Genomic DNA, 18,721 nt, shown 5'->3' with positions numbered 1-18,721 from the left:
CGCCACGCGCGCTCCGTACGCAGAGCAGACGGGCGCCGCCGGATTGCTCCGGCGGCGCCCGTCGGCGTGTGCGGGCCCTACGCTCCCTTGAGTTCCTGGCGCTGCCGGCCCAGCCCGTCGATCTCCAGCTCCACCACGTCCCCCGGGCGCAGATACGGCTTCGGCTCCGCCATCCCCAGCGCGACGCCCGCCGGCGTACCGGTGTTGATCACATCGCCCGGGTAGAGCGTCATGAACCGGCTCAGATACCGCACCACATGCGCCACCGGGAAGATCTGGTCAGCCGTCGTGCCGTCCTGCCGCTTCTCGCCGTTGACCCACAGCCGCAGCCCCAGGGCCTGCGGGTCGGGCACCTCGTCGGCCGTCACCAGCCACGGGCCCAGCGGGTTGAACGTCTCGCAGTTCTTGCCCTTGTCCCACTGCCCGCCCCGTTCGAGCTGGAACTCGCGCTCGGAGACGTCGTGGGCCACGGCGTAGCCGGCGACGGCGGCCAGCGCGTCCGCGTCGGACTCCAGGTAGCGGGCCGTACGGCCGATGACCACCGCCAGCTCCACCTCCCAGTCCGTCTTCTCGCTGCCGCGGGGCACGAGCACCGGGTCGTGGGGTCCCACCACCGTGTCGGGTGCCTTCATGAAGAGGATCGGCTCCGCCGGGATGGCCGCGCCGGTCTCGGCCGCGTGGTCGTGGTAGTTCAGCCCGATGCACACGATCTTGCCGATGCGCGACACCGGCGGGCCCGTACGCAGACCCTCGGCGTCCAGCACCGGCAGGTCGCCGGCCGCGGCGGCGTCCCGTACGCGGGCGAGCGCCGCGTCGTCGGACAGCAGCGCTCCGTCCACGTCGGACACGACTCCGGAGAGGTCCCGGAGGGTCCCCCCGTCGTCCAGCAGGGCCGGGCGCTCGCTCCCCGGCGGTCCGACACGCAGCAGCTTCATGTGATGACTCCCCTCTCCGCGGTCGATCGATCATCCGTTGGGGCCGTTTAGTCCGCAAGACCCTGTTCAGCCCGTGGACCCGCGTGGCGGTAGAGGAAGGTGCGTTCGGCGGCGGTCCAGGCGGTCGTGGTCGCCAGGTAGAGTCCCGCGGCGAGCGGCACGAGGGCGGCGGTGACCAGGGTGCCGAAGGAGAGCAGGGGCAGCCAGCGGGTCAGCCCGGCGGCGGGGCCCGAGGGCTCGGGCGGCGGCGCCGCCTCCGGCGCCTTCCCCCTCTTCGCCTTCTTTCCGTTTTTCGGCGTGGCCGCGGACGCCCTGCGCGCGGCCTCCGCCTCCGCCTTGCGCTCGGCGAGCAGCCGCCGGCTGCGCCAGAACGTGTACGCCGCCACCCCCGCGATCACCGCGAAGAGCCCCGCGTACACCCGCCCGTGCGCCCCGAACATCCCGCCGTCCGCGAGCGCGTCGGACCACCGCCCGCCCAGCGGGGCGCCGAGCAGGGTGTGGGTGAGCAGGTCGTGGTCGTGGCCGGTGAAGAGCCGGTACATCATCATGAACACCGGGATCTGGAGCACCATCGGCCCGCAGCCCGCCAGCGGTGAGGCGCCGGCGTCCGCGTACGCCTCGCTGAGCGCGCGGCGCAGCCTCTCCGGGTCGTTGCGGTGCTTGCGCTGGATCTCCGCCACCTGCGGCGCGAGGTCCCGGCGCACCCGCTCCCCGCGGGCGGCGGCCCGCGCGAGGGGATGCAGGGCGAGCCGTACGCCCAGGGTGAAGACGATGATCGCGACGCCGGTCGCGGAGGCGCCGAAGAGGGGGTCGAGGGTGTCAGCGAGCGCGGACAGCAGGGAGGAGAGCGCGCCGAATACGGACATGGAAGAACTCCACAGGTCTCGTCGTGCCGGATGATTGGCGGCGTGACGAGCCGTGCGGGGCGCCCTGCGGGCGGCGTCGCGGGGGTGGCGGGCGCACAACCGGCCGGGCCGCGCTGCGGGCCACGGGCGGTGTACGGCGGGGCGCCTACACGGCCGTCGCGGTACGACGGCCGGGAGCCCTGGGCCGCGGGCGGCCCGCGGCGTCCGGGTCCCGCTGGGGCAGGAACGCGGTGCGCCGCGCGCGTTCGCGCAGCGCGGTACGGACCCCGGCGCCCGACGCCGGCGCCGCGACGGCGGCGCCGAGCGCGAGCCCGGCGAGCAGGGTCAGGGCGGCGGACGCGGCGGAGGCCGCGGCGCCGGCGAGGCCGGTGGCGACGCCCGTCTCGTCGAGGACGACGTCGGCGGCGAGGAACAGCAGGGCGACGACGACCATGCGCCATCGCGTGGCGGTACCGAGGATCCTGAGCACCGGGCCGTCCCTTCTCCGCTGCGCCGTCCGGTACGGGGCGTTCGTACGCCTGCGCGCATCCTCACGCGCCGCCGCGGCCCGGCGGCGACCCGCGCGCTCAGCCGGCGATCGCCCGGTACACCGTGTAGATGACCAGCCCCGCGAGCGAGCCCACCACGGTGCCGTTGATCCGGATGAACTGCAGGTCCCGGCCGATGTTCGCCTCGATCTTGCGCGACGTCTGGTCCGCGTCCCAGCTCGCCACCGTGTCCGAGATCAGCGAGGTGATCTGGTGCTGGTACGTCGTCACCACGTGCGTCGCGACGTCCTCCGCCCAGCCGTCGACCTTCGCCTGCAGCCGCGCGTCCGCCGCCATCCGCTGCCCGAACGACAGCAGCGCCGCCCGCGCCCGCAGCCGCAGCTCGCTGCGCTCGTCCTCGGCGGCACCGACGATCATGCCGCGCAGCGACGTCCACGCCGAGGCGATGAAGTCCTGCACCTCGTCGCGGGCGAGGATGTCGCCCTTGAGCCGCTCCACGCGCGCCCGGGTCGCGGTGTCGCCCTGGAGGTCGGCGGCGAAGTCGGAGAGGAAGCGGTCGAGCGCACCGCGCGCCGGATGGTCCGGCGAGTGCCGCATCTCGTCGATGAAGCGCAGCAGCTCCTTGTAGACCCGCTCGCCGACCCGGCGGTCGACGAACTTCGGGGTCCAGCCGGGCGCCCCGCCGGCGACGGCACCGACGACCGAGGGACCGTTGAGGATCAGCCAGGACTCGGCGCGCTCGCAGACCAGGTCGACGACGCGGCGGTGGCCGCCGTCCGCGACGACCCTCTCCAGCAGCTTGCCGAGCCCCGGCCCGACCTCCAGGGCCGCGGCCCTGCGGTTGATCGCCTCGCCGACGACGGCCTGGACGTCGGTGTCCCGCAGGACGGTGAGCGCGCCGCGCAGCACGGTCGACGCCTCGGCGGTGACGCGGTCGGCGTTGGCGGGCTCGCCGAGCCAGGCGCCGACCCGGCTGCCGAGGCCGAGCGCGTGCAGCCGGTTGCGTACGACTTCGGCGGAGAGGAAGTTCTCGCCGACGAAGTCGCCGAGGCTCTGGCCGAGCTGGTCCTTCTTGGTGGGGATGATCGCGGTGTGCGGGATGGGCAGCCCGAGGGGCCGCTTGAACAGGGCCGTGACCGCGAACCAGTCGGCCAGCGCGCCGACCATGCCCGCCTCCGCCGCCGCGGCGACGTAGCCCGACCAGGCGCCGGCGCCGCTGTGCTGGGCCCAGCGGGAGAGCGTGAAGACCACGGCGGCCAGCAGCAGCAGGCCGGTGGCGATGGCCTTCATCCGGCGCACGCCGCGCCGCTTCTCCGCGTCGGCGTCCGTGTAGGCAAAGCCCCCCGGTCCGTCCGCTGCCGGCAGATCCATCGCGCTCCGTCCGCTCACGCCGTTCCCTCACGGCCATTGTCCCCGGGCCCGTCACCATCTTTCACCGACGGAACGACTCGCGGGTTCCCGGCGCCCCGGGCAGGGGCGGACGGCGGCCCCCGAACGGGCGGGGACCACCGCCCGCACGCCGCCCCGTGGCCGGCGCTGAGGTGCCGCTTCCCCGGCCGGGCCCGTTCCCGGTCCCGGCCGGGCGGGCGGCCCGTGGCCGCTCCGCGCCACCGCGCGGCTCCCCGGCCGCCGCTCCACCACCGCCGCCGCGCCGGGGAGAAGACCCCGGGCTCCGCCGGGGCTGTGACCGGAACGCCCCCCTCCCCTCGCTAAGATGACGGACCGCCTCAGAGGGCGCGGACCACGAACTGACGGGGGAGCAGGCCGACGTGACGAACAGGACGGGCTATGCCGTGATCGCCGCCCTGGCGGCCGTCGTGGCGCTGCTCGTCGCGGGCGTCCACGCCCTCACCGACCGCCCCGGCCCGCCCGCGCCCCCGAGCGCGGGCGGCGGCGCGGACGCCGCCGCACCCGCGTCCGTCGGCGGCTGGGCCGGCACCTGGGCCGCCGCGCAGGCCGCGGCCGAGCCCGGTACGCGGGCCGGCTTCCCGGAGACGTCCATACGCAACGTGGTGCACACCTCCGTCGGCGGCGCACGGGCCCGCATACACCTGTCCAACGAGTACGGCGAGACCCCGCTGACCCTCACCGGCGCCAGCGTCGCCGTCGCCGCCGGGGCCGGCGCCCCGGCGGCGGAGCCCGGGACGATGCGCCCGCTGACCTTCGCCGGCGCCGACGTGGTGACGATCCCCGCCGGCCGGACGGTGACCAGCGACCCCGTGCGGCTGCGGGTGCCGGCCGACGCGGACCTGCTGGTGACGACGTACGCGCCGGCGCCGGCGGGCCCGGTCACCTACCACCCGCACGCGCTGCAGACCTCCTACCTGGCCTCCGGCGACCACACCCGGGACGTCGAAGGGGCGGTGTACGACCGGGAGTTCCAAGCCTGGCGCTACGTCACCGCCGTCGACGTCTGGAGCGAGCAGGCCACCGGCGCCGTCGCCGTCCTCGGCGACTCGCTCACCGACGGCACCACCTCCACCCCCGGCGCCAACCGCCGCTGGACCGACTACCTCGCCGTACGCCTGCGCGAGGAGCCCGGCGCCCCGCGCTACGGGGTGCTCAACCTCGGCCTGAGCGGCAACCGCCTGCTCACCGACGGCGGCACCGAGTTCCCGTTCAACGGCCCCTCCGGGCTCAACCGCCTGGACCGCGACGTGCTGTCGCGCAGCGGCGTCAAGGCCGTCGTCATCGAGCTGGGCATCAACGACATCCTCAAGTCCCCCCGGACCGCGGATGCGGACGCCATCGTCGCCGGCCTGCGCGAGGCCGCGCGGCAGTCCCGCGACCGGGGGCTCCGGGTGCTCGGCGCGACGCTGATGCCGTTCCGGGGGCACCCGGCGTACACGCCGCGGGCGGAGCGCGTACGGCAGGAGGTCAACGAGCGGATACGTGCGGGCGACGTCTTCGACGCGGTCCTCGACTTCGACGCGGCCCTGCGCGACCCGGACCGCCCCGCGCGGCTGCACCCGGCGTACGACTCGGGCGACCACCTGCACCTGACGGACCTGGGCTACCAGGAGATGGCCCTGACACTGGACCCGGCCGATCTCAAGCCCCGCGCACAGGCCGTGCTCTGAGCGCTGCCCGCCGGCCGGGCACCTCCCGGGCTACTCCGGGCGCTTGCGGCGCTCCTCGCGCGCGAGCCGCCGCTCTTCCCGGGCCAGCCGCCGCTGCTCCCTGGCCGCCTCCGCCTCCGCGCGCCGGGCTGCCTTCGTCTTCTTCCGGCTCGTTCCCACGCCGCCCCAGAAGGCGAAGCCGGTGAGCGTGACGCGCGGGACCCCGGGGGTGGGGGGAACGCCGGTCTGGGAGTGGTCGAAGCCGCCCATGATGCCGATGCCGCGCACCTCCAGCGCCATGCCCGGCGGCAGGATGACGTGCGCGCCGCCCATGAGGGAGATGCAGCGGATCTCCACCTCCGCGGTCTCGAAGTCCGCCTCGCGCAGGTCCAGTTCGCCGCCGCCCCAGAGCGAGAACATCGTGAAGCGGCGCGGCACCGTCCACACTCCCCTGCGCTGGAAGCCGCTCATGATCGCGATGCCCCTGCGCGTCGTCGCCTCGCCGCCGACGCGGCCGGTCCAGCCGGACGCCGGCCGGGCCCCGGGGGCCGTCTCGCGCGGGGCGCGGGCGGGCGGGCCGGCAGCCGCCGCGGGCAGGTCGCGGGTGAGCGGTTCGAGCTGGGCGTAGGTCTTCGACCGGTACGTCTCCTCCAGCCGCTCCTCGAACTCGTCCATGGCGAGCCGGCCCTCCGCCAGCGCGTCACGCAGAATGCCGGCGACCCGCTCCCGGTCGGCGTCGGAGGCGCGCAGCTCCGGCAGGTGCTCATCGCTCGTCATGGCATCGAGCTTATGCGTACATGCGGGCGATGACGTCCTCGATGTCGGGCTCCCGCACCGAGAGATCCACCAGCGGCCACCGCTCGGCCACCTCCGCGACGAGCGGTGCCGCGCTCGCCCCGGCCGGGAACGCCAGCCACTGCCGCGGGCCCTCCACCTTCACCGTGCGGCAGCCGGCGACATCGATCGGCGGCAGCTCGCGCTCCAGGTCGACGACGAGCATCCGCTCGCTCTCGCCGACCGCGTGCAGCCCGTCGAGGTCGCCGTCGTACATCAGCCGGCCGTGGTCGATGACCATGACCCGCTTGCAGAGCTGCTCGATGTCGGACAGGTCGTGGGTGGTGAGCAGCACCGTCGTGCCGCGGTCGGCGTTCAGCTCGCGCAGGAACCCGCGCACCTTCGCCTTGCTCAGCACGTCCAGCCCGATCGTCGGCTCGTCGAGATACAGCACCTCGGGGTCGTGCAGCAGGGCCGCGGCGATGTCGCCGCGCATCCGCTGGCCGAGCGAGAGCTGCCGCACCGGCACCTCCAGCAGGTCGCCGAGGTCGAGGAGTTCGGTGCAGCGCTCCAGATTCGCGCGGTAGCGGTCGTCGGGAATGCGGTACATGCGGCGCATCAGCCGGTAGGAGTCGAGCAGCGGCAGGTCCCACCACAGGGTGGTGCGCTGGCCGAAGACCACGCCGATCCGCCGGGCCAGCCGCGTCCGCTCCCGCGCCGGGTCGATACCGGCGACGCGCAGCCGGCCGCCGCTGGGGGTGAGGATGCCCGTCAGCATCTTGATGGTGGTGGACTTGCCCGCGCCGTTGGGGCCGATGTAGCCGACCATCTCGCCGCGCGGCACGGAGAAGCTGATGCCGCCGACGGCGCGCACCTCGTGCCGCGTGCGGCGCAGCCGGCCCGCCCGGCGGCGTACGACGAAGACCTTCTCCAGGTCCTCGACCTCGATCACGTGCCCCTCCTTCGCATCGGTGTGCCGCGGCCTCGTCTGTCAGCTTCCGGTGCTGCGGTACCCGCGCAGCCCCGTGCGCCACGCCAGCCCGGCCAGCGCGCAGCACGCGACGGCGACGAGCGGGGAGGCGAAGTCCACCCAGCCGGGCAGGCCCAGCGGGTCGTCCCGGCCGAGCACGTGCAGGGCCGGCAGCCAGTTCACGAACGCCAGCGGCACGACGAACGTGACGCCGCGCACCAGCTCCTTGCTGAAGATCGTCGGCGGGTACTGGGTCAGCGTGTTGCCGCCGTACGTGAACGAGTTCTGCACCTCGGCCGCGTCCGTGGCCCAGAACTGGAACGCCGCGCCGCAGGCGAACACCGCCCCGTAGATGGCCGCTCCCGACACCACCATCAGCGGGACCAGCAGCACCGCGGCCGGCGTCCATGCCACGCCGTCCAGCGCCGTCAGCGACCAGACCAGCACGATCAGCCCCTGCAGCACCCGCCCGACCCGGCGCAGCGCGAAGCGGTCCGCGGCTATCTGCGCGAACACCGGCACCGGCCGGACCAGCAGCGTGTCCATCGTCCCGTCGCGGATCCGGCGGCCGATCCGGTCGAGGTTGCCCAGCAGCAGGTCGGCCAGGCCCAGGGAGGTGGAGGTGGTGCCGTAGAGCAGCGCGACCTCGGCGAACGCGAAGCCGCCGAGCACGTCGGTGTGGGAGAACATGATCGCGATCGTGGCGAAGTCGGCGGCGGTCATGAGCAGATTGCCGAGCGCGGTCATGGCGAAGGACGTGCGGTACGTCATCGTCGTACGCACCCACATGGCGACGATCATCCCGTAGCCCCGCGCCCCCGCGGCCAGGTCAGCCACCCTGCACCACCACCTTGCGGGTCGCGACCGCCTGCATCGCCCGCCCTGCGGCCAGCAGCGCCGCCGCCCACGCCGCCTGGAACGCCAGCGCCCCGGCGACGCCCGCGCCGGTGTGCCGGCCGAGCAGTACGTCGGCGGGGACCTGGAGCATCGCGGCCCAGGGCAGCGCCTGGGCGATGTCGCCGAAGGCGCCGGGGAAGACGGTCAGCGGCAGCAGGGTGCCGGAAAGGAGCATCGCCACCAGCGAGTTGAGCAGGTTGATGCCCTGGCCGTCGAGGAGCCAGAACGCGGCGAGACCGACCAGGTAGCGGATGGCGAAGCTCACCAGGCAGCCCAGCGTCACGGAGACCAGGAAGAGCAGCCAGGTGTGCGCCGCGGCGGGCAGTGCCAGGTCGAACGCCAGCGCCCCCGCCGCCATCGGGAAGATGCCGCGGCCGAGGAGCTGGAACGCGGCCCGGCCCAGGTCGTGGGCGCACCACCACGACTGGAGGTCGGCGGGCCGGTAGAGGTCGACGGCCACGTCGCCGGAGCGGATGCGCTCCTGCAGCTCCTCCTGGAAGCCGAAGCCGAGGAGGGCGGCGGGCGCCAGCAGCGCCTGGCCGACCCAGACGAAGGTCAGCGCCTGCGCCTGGTCGTAGCCGCCGAGCTGCGGGCGCTCGTGCCACAGTGCGATGAAGGTGTACGCGAGGATGAAGCCGAAGACGGTGTTGGTGAAGACACCGGCGGCGGTGGCGGCGCGGTACGTCGCGAACCGGCGGAAGCCGCCGGCGGCCACCAGCCCGTACAGCCGCAGGGCCTGCACGGCGGGCGCGTCCCGCACTGCCTCCGAACCGCGCATGCTCCGCCCCCCTCCCCCCGCTCACCCCGTGGGCCCGGCCGCCGGGCCCCGCGCACAAAGGCCCCGACTCTAGTCCAGTCGGGTTGAGCCCTGCGACTGGTTATCCACACCTCCCGGCAATCTGCATTCTTAATGACAAACTGCTTGAAAGAGTCTTACCGGACGACGGATCGAGCCCACGGACGGCAGATGAGCCACACGGAGACGCGACAGGGCATCCGGAGCTTCGGCCCCGAGACGGAGCCGGAGGACGACGAAGGCGCGGACGGCGAGCATGGACCTCCACCCGCCCCGCCGGCCGGCCGGCCCGCCCGCCGGCGGCGCCCGTACCGCAGGACCTGGTGGAAGGTGCTCCTGGGCGCCGCGATGCTGACCGTGGCGCTGGCCTCGGGGGCGTTCGCCGTCGGCTACCTGACCGTCGACATCCCGCGGCCCAACGACATGGCGACCGCCCAGAGCAACCACTACTTCTACGCAGACGGCTCCAAGCTCGCCGACAAGGGCGAGGTCGACCGTGAGAGCGTGGAACTGCGGCGCGTTCCCGAGCACGTGCGCATGGCCGTCCTTGCCGCCGAGGACCGCGAGTTCTACTCCGACTCGGCGGTCAATCCGATGGCGATGGTCCGGGCCGGCTTCAACACCCTGACCGGCAAGGGCACCCAGTCGGGCTCGACCATCACCCAGCAGTACGTGAAGAACTACTACCTCGACCAGGAGCAGACGATCAGCCGCAAGCTCCGCGAGGCGTTCATCGCGATCAAGCTGGACCGCGAGGTCACCAAGGACGACGTCCTGGAGGGCTACCTCAACACCAGCTACTTCGGCCGCAACGCCTACGGCGTGCAGGCCGCGGCCCAGGCGTACTACGACAAGGACGTCGAGGAACTGACCGTCGCCGAGGGCGCGTTCCTCGCGACGCTGCTGCAGGCACCGAGCACGTACGACGTGGCCGTGCACCCCGACAACCGGCCCGCCGCCGAGGCCCGCTGGAACTACGTGCTGGACGGCATGGTCAAGGAGGGCTGGCTCAGGCCCGGCAGCCGCGACAGCCTGAAGTTCCCCGTGCCCCGGCCCTCCCGGCTCGACCCCGGTCTGTCCGGGCAGCGGGGCTATCTCGTCGAGGCCATCAACAGCTACCTCACCGAGCACCGCATCATCGACGAGAAGACCCTCGCCGCCGGCGGGTTCCGCATCGTCACCACCCTCCAGCCCGACAAGCAGAAAGCGTTCGTCGGCGCCGTGGAGGAGCAACTGACGTACCGCCTTGACCCGGAGTCCCGCCCCGCCGACGCCTACGTGCGCGTCGGCGGCGCCTCCATCGACGTCGACAGCGGCAAGGTCGTCGCGCTGTACGGCGGCACGGACTACACCAAGCAGTACGTCAGCAACGCCACCCGCCGCGACTACCAGGCCGGGTCCACCTTCAAGCCGTTCGTCTTCGCCGCCGCCGTGCAGGAGAAGGCGAAGAACTGGGAGGGCAAGCGGATCACGCCGCGGACGATGTACGACGGTGACACCGACCGCCGGGTGATCGGCAAGAAGGGCAAGGCACTGCGCTACGCGCCGGACAACCAGGACGACGTCTCGTACGGCCGCATCAGCGTCGCCGACGCCACCAACCAGTCGGTCAACTCCGTCTACGCGCAGATGGCCCAGGACGTCGGCCCCACGAAGGTGCGCGGCACCGCGGTCCGCCTGGGGCTGCCGCCCGCCACCCCGGAGCTGAAGGCCCACCCCTCCATCGGCCTGGGCACCGCCACCCCCAGCGCGCTCGACCTCGCGCGGGCCTACGCCACGCTCGCCGGCCACGGCGAGCACGGCGGCTACCGGCTCGTGGACAAGCTCAGCCGCAACGGCGAGATCTTCCAGCTCCCGCCGCAGCGCCCGCACCCGGTGATCTCCCGGACGGCGGCGGACGCGACGACCGCGATGCTGCGGAACGTCGTCGAGAACGGCTCCGGCAGCCAGGCGCGGATCGCCGGACGCCCCGCGGCGGGCAAGACCGGCACCGGCGAGCACGACCGCTCGGCGTGGTTCGCGGGCTACACCCCCGAGCTGGCGACGGTGGTCGGCGTGATGGGGCAGGACCCCGAGACGGGCGCGCAGAAGTCGCTGCACGGGGCGCTGGGGGAGGAGCGGATCAGCGGCGGCGGGGTGCCGGCGCAGATCTGGGGCGCGTACACGAGGGACGCGCTGTGGGGCGTGCCGGCGAGCGACTTCGACCTGGAGACCGGCCGCCGGCAGCGGATGCCGTACACGCCGCCCCCGGTTCCGGGACCGGCGCCGGTGCCGGCTCCCGCCCCGGCGGCCGTCCCCGCGCCGCCCGCACCGACCGTGCCCCCTGCTCCTCCCGCGCCCTCCGTGCCGGCGGCACCGGCACCCGCGGCTCCCGCGGGCGCCGCGCCGCCGGTGCCGCAGGAGGGGAGGTAAGGGCGGCCGAGGGCCCCACGGGGCATCAGTGACCGGACGTCGCCTTCAGTCCGACCACCGCGACCAGCAGCAGGGCGACGAAGAACACCCGCGCCACCGTCGCGGGCTCACCCAGCACCACCATGCCGAGCAGCGCGGCCCCGCCGGCGCCGATGCCCACCCACACGCCGTACGCCGTGCCGATGGGCAGGGTCTTCGCGGCCTGCGCCAGCAGCATCATGCTGGCGACGATGCCGGCGACGGTGAACACGCTGGGCCACAGGCGGGTGAAGCCTTCGGTGTACTTCATGCCCATCGCCCAGCCCACTTCGAGCACACCGGCGACGAGCAGCAGAATCCAGGCCATGAGACGGACCTCCGTGTCGTGCTGACGGGGGTGCGTCGTCTTTGCCTGACCCGGTACGGCGCGTCTCGTCGGGTGTTCTCCACCGTAGCAAGCCGCGGCGGACGGCCGGGCGGCTCCGTGCCCGCAGGGGCGGGCGGCCGTTCCCGGATGCGCCCGTGGACGAGGCGGCCGTTACAGGTACAGGCCGGTGGAGTCCTCCGAGCCCTCCAGCCGCTCCGAGGCGACCGCGTGCAGATCGCGCTCGCGCAGCAGCACGTAGCCCACGCCCCGCACCTCGACCTCGCCGCGGTCCTCCGGGTCGAAGAGCACCCGGTCACCCGGCTCGACCGTCCGCACGTTCTGCCCCGTGGCCACCACCTCCGCCCAGGTCAGCCGGCGGCCCACGGCCGCGGTCGCGGGGATGACGATGCCACCACTGGACCGGCGCTCGCCCTCCGCGGTATCGGTGCGGACGAGTACCCGGTCGTGGAGCATCCGGATAGGCAGCTTGTCGTGGGGCGTATTCACGGACTCGACGGTACCCGCGCCGCTAGCGGCGCCGTCGCCTGCCCCGGGTCTTTCCCGGCCGGCGCGACCCGAGCGCCAGCAGTCCGGCCACGGCCACGAGGGTCACCGCGACCGGCACGATGCGCTCGAACCGGGGTGCGCCGTCGGATGAGACGAGCACGCCTCGGGCGCTGTCGACGGCGCGGTTCGCGACCACGAACGCCTGCCCGGCGGTGCGGTCCACCGCGCCCTTCGTCCGCGCTTTGGCCTCGTCGACCAGGTTCCTGGGGCTCACCCGCAGCGAGATCTCGTCGAGCGTCGCGGCAAGATCCTGCCGCCGGCGGGCGATGTCCGCCTCGATCTGCGCGGGAGTCCTGCCGTCCGACACCGCGGTGCCTCCGTCCTCGCCGTCCGTCTCCTGGTCGACAGTCTGTCAGCCGTTACGCTCGGGTGCGACATCCGCCCCGCACTGAAGAAGAGGAAAAAACACGATGAGCGAGCGACTGCGGCCCGGCGACCCGGCCCCCGACTTCACCCTGCCGGACGCGGACGGCAAGGACGTGTCCCTCGCCGACCGCCGCGGCCGCAAGGTCATCGTCTACTTCTACCCGGCCGCGCTCACCCCGGGCTGCACCAAGCAGGCGTGCGACTTCACCGACAACCTCGACGTGCTCGCCGCCGCGGGCTACGACGTCATCGGCGTCTCGCCCGACAAGCCGGCGAAGCTCGCGAAGTTCCGGGAGAAGGAGTCGCTGCGGGTGACGCTCGTGGGCGACCCCGACAAGGCGGTCCTGGAGGCGTACGGCGCCTTCGGCGAGAAGAAGCTCTACGGGAAGACGGTGACCGGCGTCATCCGCTCCACCGTCGTCGTCGACGAGAAGGGCACCGTCGAGCGGGCCTTCTACAACGTCAAGGCCACCGGTCACGTCGCGAAGCTCCTCAAGGACCTCGACGTCACGTCGCCCGCGTGAGGTAGCCGGAGACCACCAGGTTGCCCGCATAGCTCCTCGTCCTCGACTCGTACGCGCCCCCGCAGGTGAGCAGGCGGATCTCGGCCCGGCCGCGCCTGTGCTGCCCGTAGACGCGCTGGGCGTCGAAGCCGTCCTTGCCGACGGTCTCCACCCGCTCCACGGTGAACACCGCCGTCCGCCCGTCCGCGCGGGTCACCGCGACCTCCTCGCCGGGGCGCACGTCGGCCAGCCGGTAGAACACCGCCGGCCGGGCGCGGGTGTCCATGTGGCCGACGAAGACCGCGACACCCGCCGCGCCGGGCCGCGCACCGCCGCGGTACCAGCCGATCTCGTCCGCGTCGGCGAACGGCGGCGCCTGGACCGCGCCGTCCGCGTCCAGACCCCGGCTGATCACCGGCCCCCGGATGCCCACGGACGCCACTTCGACGCCCGCGGGCGTCGAGCCGGGCAGCGGCCGGGCCGCCGGGGGGCCGTCGTGCAGCACCTGTGCGGCGGAGGCATCGCCGGAGAGCGCGTCGTCGCCTTCGCCCAGGCCGCGGCCCCAGAGGCCCAGGCCCAGCAGGAGCACGGCCCAGGCGGCGGCGGTGACGAGGCCGGGGCGGGGGGTGCGCTCAGCGGCCATCGGGAGGGCCGTCGTGCGTGCCGGGCGCGATGCCGCGCCTCCGGCGGCGTACGAGGGTGAGGGCGAGGACCGCCGCGCCGCCGCCGGCGAGGGCGAGGGGCAGGGGATCCGGCAAGGGGCTGTCCTCCTCCTGCGCCCGCCGCGTTTCCGCCGTCTCCTTCGCGGTGCCGCCGCCGCCCGCCGTCACCGGCGACCAGGGCTGGTGGTGCCAGTTGTTCCGCCAGTGCGCGGGACGCGGGTGCTGCTCCTCCACCACCACCCGGCCGCGGGCCACCCGCTTGCCGCCGTCGCAGTCGACCCACACCGGGTACGCACCGGCCCGCGCGGTCCACCTGATCTTCCCCCGCCCGGTGAGCCCGCCGTAGTGCTCCCGCCGCAGGTGCACCGGCGCCTCGAACACCACCGAGTCCGCCGAGGCCTGGCCGCCCCGGCAGGCGCCGGTGCTCACCACGACCGGGTCGCCGCGCTGCACGCGGTACGGGGTCACCGTCACCTCGCCCTGCGCGTACGCGTCGGAGGCGCAGGAGACGGCGGCGCCGCCCGTCAGCATCAGGACGGCGGCGAGGCAGACACGGACCGGGCGCATGGGACCTCCGCGAAGCTCTCACTCCCAGGGTCACGAGCCGCCGCACCCCCGCATCCGTACGGCGGCGGCACTACGCCGATCCGGTCGCCGCCCACCCGAACGGCGGGCGCGGGCACGCGTGCGTGCCGCCGCCCGGCTCAGACCAGTTCGACGAGGTCGGCGATCGAGTCGACGATGTGCGAGGGCCGGTACGGGAAGCGCTCCACCTGGTCCGCCCGGGTGAGCCCGGTCAGCACCAGATACGTCTCCATGCCCGCTTCCAGGCCGGCCAGCACGTCGGTGTCCATCCGGTCGCCGATCATCGCGGTCGACTCGGAGTGGGCACCGATCTGGTTGAGCCCGGAGCGCATCATCAGCGGGTTGGGCTTGCCGACGAAGTAGGGGTCCTTGCCGGTCGCCTTGGTGATGAGCGCGGCGACGGCGCCGGTCGCGGGCAGCGGGCCCTCGGTGGACGGGCCGGTCTCGTCCGGGTTGGTGGCGATGAAGCGGGCACCCTCCTCGATCAGCCGGATGGCCTTCGTCAGCGCCTCGAAGCTGTACGTGCGGGTCTCCCCGAGGACGACGTAGTCGGGGCGGTGGTCGCTGAGGACGTAGCCGTGGTCGTGCAGCGCGGTGGTGAGCCCGGCCTCGCCGATGACGTACGCGGTGCCGCCGGGGCGCTGCTCGTCGAGGAACTTGGCGGTGGCCAGGGCGGAGGTCCAGATGCTCGGCACGGGCACGTCGAGCCCGATGCGGGCGAGCCGGGCGTGCAGGTCGCCCGGCGTGTACATGGAGTTGTTGGTGAGCACGAGGAAGGGCTTGCCGGAGTCGCGCAGCCGCTTGATGAAGGCGTCGGCGCCGGGGATCGGAATGCCCTCGTGCATGAGCACCCCGTCCATGTCCGTCAGCCAGGACTCGACCGGCATGCGCTCCGCCATCTGCTCTCTCCAACCGGTGCCGGGGACGTGGCCACCAGCCTAGACGCAGGAGCGGCGGGACAGCGGGGGCCGGAGGGGGGAGAGTGCGAAGCGCGGTCCCGACCGTGCCAGGCCCGCGCACCGGCGAGCGGCGCGGCGACTGCGAACGGCTCAGGCCCGCGCGCATCACGCCCGTCCGGGCAACCCTCCGTCCCGTACGGACACCGCACGTCAACGCCCCGCCCGCCCCCGGCCCGCCGCGGGCCGTGTGGTTGAGTGACGGCCATGGATGGCACCCCTGGCACCCCCCTGCGCGTCGGTCTCCTCGGCTACGGACTCGCCGGGTCCGTCTTCCACGCGCCGCTCGTCGCGGCCACGGACGGGCTGGTCCTCGACACCGTCGTCACCGGCGACCCCGAGCGGCAGGAGCAGGTGCGCGCCGCGTACCCGGACGCCACGACCGTCGCCACCGCCGACGGCCTCCTCGCCCGCGCCGACCGCCTCGACCTCGTCGTCGTCGCCTCCCCCAACCGCACCCACGTGCCGCTGGCCACCGCCGCGCTGGAGGCCGGGCTGCCCGTCGTCGTGGACAAGCCGCTGGCGGCCACCGCCGCCGAGGCCGACCGGCTGGCGGCCCTCGCCGACGACCGCGGCCTGCTCCTCTCCGCCTTCCACAACCGCCGCTGGGACAACGACTTCCGGACGCTCGCCGCCCTCCTCGCGGACGGCACGCTCGGCGACGTCCACCGCTTCGAGTCCCGGTTCGAGCGCTGGCGCCCCGCGCTGCGCGGCGGCTGGCGTGACTCGGCCGACCCGGCGGACGTCGGCGGGCTGCTGTACGACCTGGGCAGCCACCTCGTCGACCAGGCGCTGACCCTCTTCGGCCCGGTGACCTCCGTCTACGCCGAGTCCGACGCGCGGCGGGCCGGCTCGCAGGTGGACGACGACGACTTCGTCGCGCTGGTGCACGCCGGGGGCGTGCGCACCCACCTGTGGATGACCGCGATGGCCCCGCAGCTCGGGCCGCGCTTCCGGGTGCTGGGCAGCCGCGCCGGGTACGTGAAGTACGGACTGGACCCGCAGGAGGCGGCGCTGCGCGAGGGCCGCCGTCCCGGGCATGAGACGGACGGGCCCTGGGGCGCGGAGCCCGAGTCCGCCTGGGGCCGCCTGGGCGCCGGCGAGTCCCCGCTGACCGGCGGTGGCGAACCGGTCCCCACCCTCCCCGGCGACTATCCCGCGTACTACGCCGGCATCGTCGAGGCCCTGCGCACCGGCACGCCCCCGCCGGTCACCGCCGCCGAGGCCGCGGCGACGCTGCGGGTGCTGGAGGCGGCCCGCCGGTCGGCGGCGGAGGGCCGGGTCGTACGGCTCGCGGAGGGTGCCTGAGCACCCCCGGGGAGCCGGTATGCTTGAAGCGTCGTGAAAGACGACCTGCGCCGCTAGCTCAGTTGGTTAGAGCAGCTGACTCTTAATCAGCGGGTCCGGGGTTCGAGTCCCTGGCGGCGTACGCACCCCGAAGAGCCCGGGCCGTCCGGCCCGGGCTCTTCGCGTGTCCGCGTGCGTGCGTGTGCCCCGGGGGCCTCAGCCGAGGCGGTATGTGCCGGCCGCGACGGCCTCGCGTACGGCCGCGGCGGTCGCCTCGGGCGGCTGGCCGCCGGTGTCCAGCGCGTGCGCTTCGTACCGGCCCAGGTCGGCGAACTCGCGGTGCATCGCCCGGACGGGCTCGGGGTCGGTCAGCGCATCGGGGCCGGTGCGGGCGGTCGCGCGGGCCAGCGTGGTCGGCTCGTCGGGGCGGAGGACGACGTAGTGCAGGGGGACGCCGGCGGCGCGGGCGGCGAGCCGGTAGGCATCGACGAACCAGGGGCCCACGACGCCGTCGACGACGACGCGGTAGCCGCCGGCGGCGTACCGGGCGGCGGCACCGGCGGCGACGTCGACGACGGTTTCGTTCTGGCGCCGGGCGGCGGGGAGGTACGGGGCGAGGGCGCCGCGGGCGATGAAGGCCCAGAAGTCATCGGTGTGGAGATGGACGCCGGGGTCGGACTCCCGGGCGAGGAGCCGGGCGACGGTGGTCTTGCCGGCCCCGGGCGGCCCGCTGACGACGAGGACGTCCCCGCCGCCGCCCTCGCCGCCGCCGCCCTCGCCGCCGCCGCCGCCCTCGCCGCCGCCGCCGTCGTCGCCGTCGGCGGCGGCCTCCGCGGCCTCCGCCGGCCCTTCAGGCACCACGACTCGGTCGCACCGCCCCCGCGACGCCTTCACCACCTCCGCGTTGGGCGCGTCGTTCGTGTCGATCCAGGCGCGGGACGCGGCGGCGGTACGGCCGAAGCCCACGTGCCGTTCCCTCAACCGCGCGTCGCGCACCGCGTCGGGGGCGTCGACGTACCAGACCTCCGCCATCAGCTCCCGTGCCGCGCGCCAGCCGGGAAGGTCGCAGGCGAGGTAGTTGCCCTCGGTGACGATCAGCCGGGTGCCGGGCGCGACGTGGTGCCGGGCGGCGACGGGCTCGTCCAGCGTGCGGTCGAAGTCCGGTACGTACACCTCCGCGTCGGGCTCCTCCGTCAGCCGGCGCAGGAGCGCCGCGTAGCCGGCGGCGTCGAAGCTCGGCTCCGAGCCCTTGCGGTCGCGCAGGCCGAGCCGGTCGAGCTGGGCGTTGGACAGGTGGAAGCCGTCGAGCGGCACGTACGCGGCGGCGCGGGCCCCGTGCCGCGCCCGCAGCGCCGCGACGAGGGCGCGGGCCAGGGTCGACTTCCCGGCCCCGGGCGCCCCCGCGAGCCCCAGCACGGCCCGGCGGCGCCCGCCGAGGAGCGCCCACGCGTCGTCGGCCAGCGGTGCGGTACGCATGGCGGCACCCTACGACGCCGCGGCCCCGCGGGCCGGGCCCGGTGGGCCCAACCCGCCGTCTCGGGGCCGCGATCCGGGGTTGGGTAACATTCCGGGCGAGCGGCGGTGGCGCAATGGCTGACGCAGCAGACTTAGGATCTGTGGCCCCTGACAGGGCTTGAGGGTTCGAATCCCTCCCGCCGCACGCCTTTCCGCTACGCGGGCCGCGGCGGGGTGGACGGCGGCGCACTGGGGGGCGACGCGGAGGACCCGGCACCGGCAGCCGGCCGGCTGCGCGGGTGCGGATCCGCGTCGGCCGGGCCCGCAGGGCCGGGTACGGCCGTGCCGTTCCCGCGCCCGTGCCGCTCCCGCGAACCGGCGCGTGGTCGCGGTTTCGGCGTCGCTCCGTGGCGGAACCGGTGCCGGCGGCGTGCGGGCGGCCGGACGTCCGGCGCACAGCCGCCCCCGGCATGCGCCACAGGCCCTCCGTCCCCCCGTTATGTTTTTCGCGGTCCTGCAAGAGGGCCGCTGGCCTCCGGGCCCGGCATGACTGTTCCCCCCTGTCGAACGGATGACCTGGGGGGTGGTGTCACCGGGCCCGAGGGGTGCCGTTGGAGACGCTGATGAGAGGTCCGACCACCGCCTCGCCGAGCGCAATGCCCGGCCGTTCGCGGGCGGCAGGTCTGCATAACGTGGATGCGCGCGTACGGCGCCAACTCCCTGGCCAGCACCGCACCGAAGCAGTTGGGAGCACGATGTACGCCATCGGCGACGTGGGCGTCTTCCTCGGCCTGGAC

General features: G+C 74.4%; 19 protein-coding genes, 2 tRNA genes and 1 riboswitch. Of the genes, 6 read left to right on the top strand and 15 right to left on the bottom strand.

Features of this window, described 5'->3' with window-relative positions; genetic code table 11:
- Positions 1-77 precede the first annotated feature (77 nt).
- From I003_RS0124840 to I003_RS0124825, 4 genes are all read right to left on the bottom strand, one after another.
- Entirely contained in the window at positions 78-935 is an 858-nt protein-coding gene (locus tag I003_RS0124840; protein WP_027773985.1) for a fumarylacetoacetate hydrolase family protein, read from the bottom strand.
- 47 nt (positions 936-982) lie between these two features.
- Complete coding sequence (locus I003_RS0124835) at positions 983-1,801, bottom strand: membrane protein insertase YidC (protein ID WP_027773984.1); 819 nt, start codon at positions 1,799-1,801, stop codon at positions 983-985.
- Between the two features lie 145 nt (positions 1,802-1,946).
- Positions 1,947-2,234: a DUF6412 domain-containing protein gene (locus tag I003_RS0124830; protein ID WP_199784352.1), complete on the bottom strand. Its 288-nt coding sequence runs from the start codon at positions 2,232-2,234 to the stop codon at positions 1,947-1,949.
- Positions 2,235-2,367: 133 nt separating this feature from the next.
- Entirely contained in the window at positions 2,368-3,660 is a 1,293-nt protein-coding gene (locus I003_RS0124825; protein WP_027773982.1) for a DUF445 family protein, read from the bottom strand.
- 398 nt (positions 3,661-4,058) lie between these two features.
- Between I003_RS0124825 and I003_RS0124820 the strand changes: the two genes are divergently transcribed.
- Positions 4,059-5,369 carry an SGNH/GDSL hydrolase family protein gene (locus I003_RS0124820; protein WP_027773981.1) on the top strand — a complete coding sequence of 437 codons (1,311 nt, stop codon included), beginning with the start codon at positions 4,059-4,061 and terminating at the stop codon, positions 5,367-5,369.
- A 30-nt stretch (positions 5,370-5,399) separates the two neighbouring features.
- Here I003_RS0124820 and I003_RS0124815 read toward each other — a convergent pair whose 3' ends face one another.
- Genes I003_RS0124815 through I003_RS0124800 form a run of 4 tightly spaced genes read right to left on the bottom strand, consistent with a single transcriptional unit; the run spans position 5,400 to position 8,767 of the window.
- Positions 5,400-6,125 carry a DUF1707 SHOCT-like domain-containing protein gene (locus I003_RS0124815; protein ID WP_027773980.1) on the bottom strand — a complete coding sequence of 242 codons (726 nt, stop codon included), beginning with the start codon at positions 6,123-6,125 and terminating at the stop codon, positions 5,400-5,402.
- A gap of 10 nt (positions 6,126-6,135) precedes the next feature.
- Positions 6,136-7,074: an ATP-binding cassette domain-containing protein gene (locus tag I003_RS0124810; protein ID WP_027773979.1), complete on the bottom strand. Its 939-nt coding sequence runs from the start codon at positions 7,072-7,074 to the stop codon at positions 6,136-6,138.
- Positions 7,075-7,113: 39 nt separating this feature from the next.
- Complete coding sequence (locus I003_RS0124805) at positions 7,114-7,929, bottom strand: ABC transporter permease (RefSeq protein WP_027773978.1); 816 nt, start codon at positions 7,927-7,929, stop codon at positions 7,114-7,116.
- Positions 7,922-8,767 carry an ABC-2 family transporter protein gene (locus I003_RS0124800; RefSeq protein ID WP_037721652.1) on the bottom strand — a complete coding sequence of 282 codons (846 nt, stop codon included), beginning with the start codon at positions 8,765-8,767 and terminating at the stop codon, positions 7,922-7,924. The genes I003_RS0124805 and I003_RS0124800 overlap by 8 nt, the downstream gene beginning before the upstream one ends.
- Before the next feature lie 189 nt (positions 8,768-8,956).
- On the opposite strand from I003_RS0124800, the gene I003_RS0124795 reads away from it, so the two are divergent.
- The gene (locus I003_RS0124795) at positions 8,957-11,197 is read left to right on the top strand and encodes a transglycosylase domain-containing protein (RefSeq protein ID WP_027773976.1); all 2,241 of its coding nucleotides are present in this window, start codon (positions 8,957-8,959) and stop codon (positions 11,195-11,197) included.
- A gap of 25 nt (positions 11,198-11,222) precedes the next feature.
- Here the strand turns inward: I003_RS0124795 and I003_RS0124790 are convergent, their stop codons facing one another.
- The 3 genes from I003_RS0124790 to I003_RS0124780 all read right to left on the bottom strand — a co-directional run bounded on the left by I003_RS0124790 (position 11,223) and on the right by I003_RS0124780 (position 12,417).
- The gene (locus I003_RS0124790; protein WP_027773975.1) at positions 11,223-11,543 is read right to left on the bottom strand and encodes a DMT family transporter; all 321 of its coding nucleotides are present in this window, start codon (positions 11,541-11,543) and stop codon (positions 11,223-11,225) included.
- Positions 11,544-11,572: 29 nt separating this feature from the next.
- Positions 11,573-11,637: riboswitch (guanidine-III (ykkC-III) riboswitch) on the bottom strand.
- A 77-nt stretch (positions 11,638-11,714) separates the two neighbouring features.
- Positions 11,715-12,017 carry a GroES family chaperonin gene (locus I003_RS0124785; protein WP_051368456.1) on the bottom strand — a complete coding sequence of 101 codons (303 nt, stop codon included), beginning with the start codon at positions 12,015-12,017 and terminating at the stop codon, positions 11,715-11,717.
- Between the two features lie 55 nt (positions 12,018-12,072).
- A complete protein-coding gene (locus tag I003_RS0124780; protein WP_027773973.1) occupies positions 12,073-12,417 on the bottom strand; it encodes a DUF3618 domain-containing protein in 345 nt (114 codons plus the stop codon).
- 103 nt (positions 12,418-12,520) lie between these two features.
- Between I003_RS0124780 and bcp the strand changes: the two genes are divergently transcribed.
- Positions 12,521-13,000 (top strand): thioredoxin-dependent thiol peroxidase, encoded by a 480-nt coding sequence (gene bcp / locus I003_RS0124775; protein ID WP_027773972.1) that lies wholly within the window; start codon positions 12,521-12,523, stop codon positions 12,998-13,000.
- Here the strand turns inward: bcp and I003_RS0124770 are convergent.
- The 3 genes from I003_RS0124770 to I003_RS0124760 all read right to left on the bottom strand — a co-directional run bounded on the left by I003_RS0124770 (position 12,984) and on the right by I003_RS0124760 (position 15,125).
- On the bottom strand, positions 12,984-13,622 hold the full coding sequence (locus tag I003_RS0124770) for a class F sortase (protein WP_027773971.1): 639 nt from the start codon (positions 13,620-13,622) through the stop codon (positions 12,984-12,986). The genes bcp and I003_RS0124770 overlap by 17 nt on opposite strands.
- A complete protein-coding gene (locus I003_RS0124765; RefSeq protein WP_027773970.1) occupies positions 13,612-14,208 on the bottom strand; it encodes a hypothetical protein in 597 nt (198 codons plus the stop codon). The genes I003_RS0124770 and I003_RS0124765 overlap by 11 nt, the downstream gene beginning before the upstream one ends.
- Before the next feature lie 137 nt (positions 14,209-14,345).
- The gene (locus I003_RS0124760) at positions 14,346-15,125 is read right to left on the bottom strand and encodes an HAD-IIA family hydrolase (protein ID WP_027773969.1); all 780 of its coding nucleotides are present in this window, start codon (positions 15,123-15,125) and stop codon (positions 14,346-14,348) included.
- A 264-nt stretch (positions 15,126-15,389) separates the two neighbouring features.
- On the opposite strand from I003_RS0124760, the gene I003_RS0124755 reads away from it, so the two are divergent.
- Complete coding sequence (locus I003_RS0124755; protein ID WP_037721649.1) at positions 15,390-16,490, top strand: Gfo/Idh/MocA family oxidoreductase; 1,101 nt, start codon at positions 15,390-15,392, stop codon at positions 16,488-16,490.
- Positions 16,491-16,537: 47 nt separating this feature from the next.
- Positions 16,538-16,611: transfer RNA gene (locus I003_RS0124750), tRNA-Lys, on the top strand.
- A gap of 74 nt (positions 16,612-16,685) precedes the next feature.
- Here the strand turns inward: I003_RS0124750 and I003_RS0124745 are convergent.
- Complete coding sequence (locus I003_RS0124745; protein ID WP_027773967.1) at positions 16,686-17,945, bottom strand: nucleoside/nucleotide kinase family protein; 1,260 nt, start codon at positions 17,943-17,945, stop codon at positions 16,686-16,688.
- A gap of 99 nt (positions 17,946-18,044) precedes the next feature.
- On the opposite strand from I003_RS0124745, the gene I003_RS0124740 reads away from it, so the two are divergent.
- A tRNA-Leu gene (locus tag I003_RS0124740) sits at positions 18,045-18,129 on the top strand.
- Positions 18,130-18,721: the final 592 nt, after the last annotated feature.

It is taken from the genome of Streptomyces sp. CNQ329, from assembly GCF_000482585.1.
This window is presented reverse-complemented; position numbering and strand designations above follow the sequence as displayed.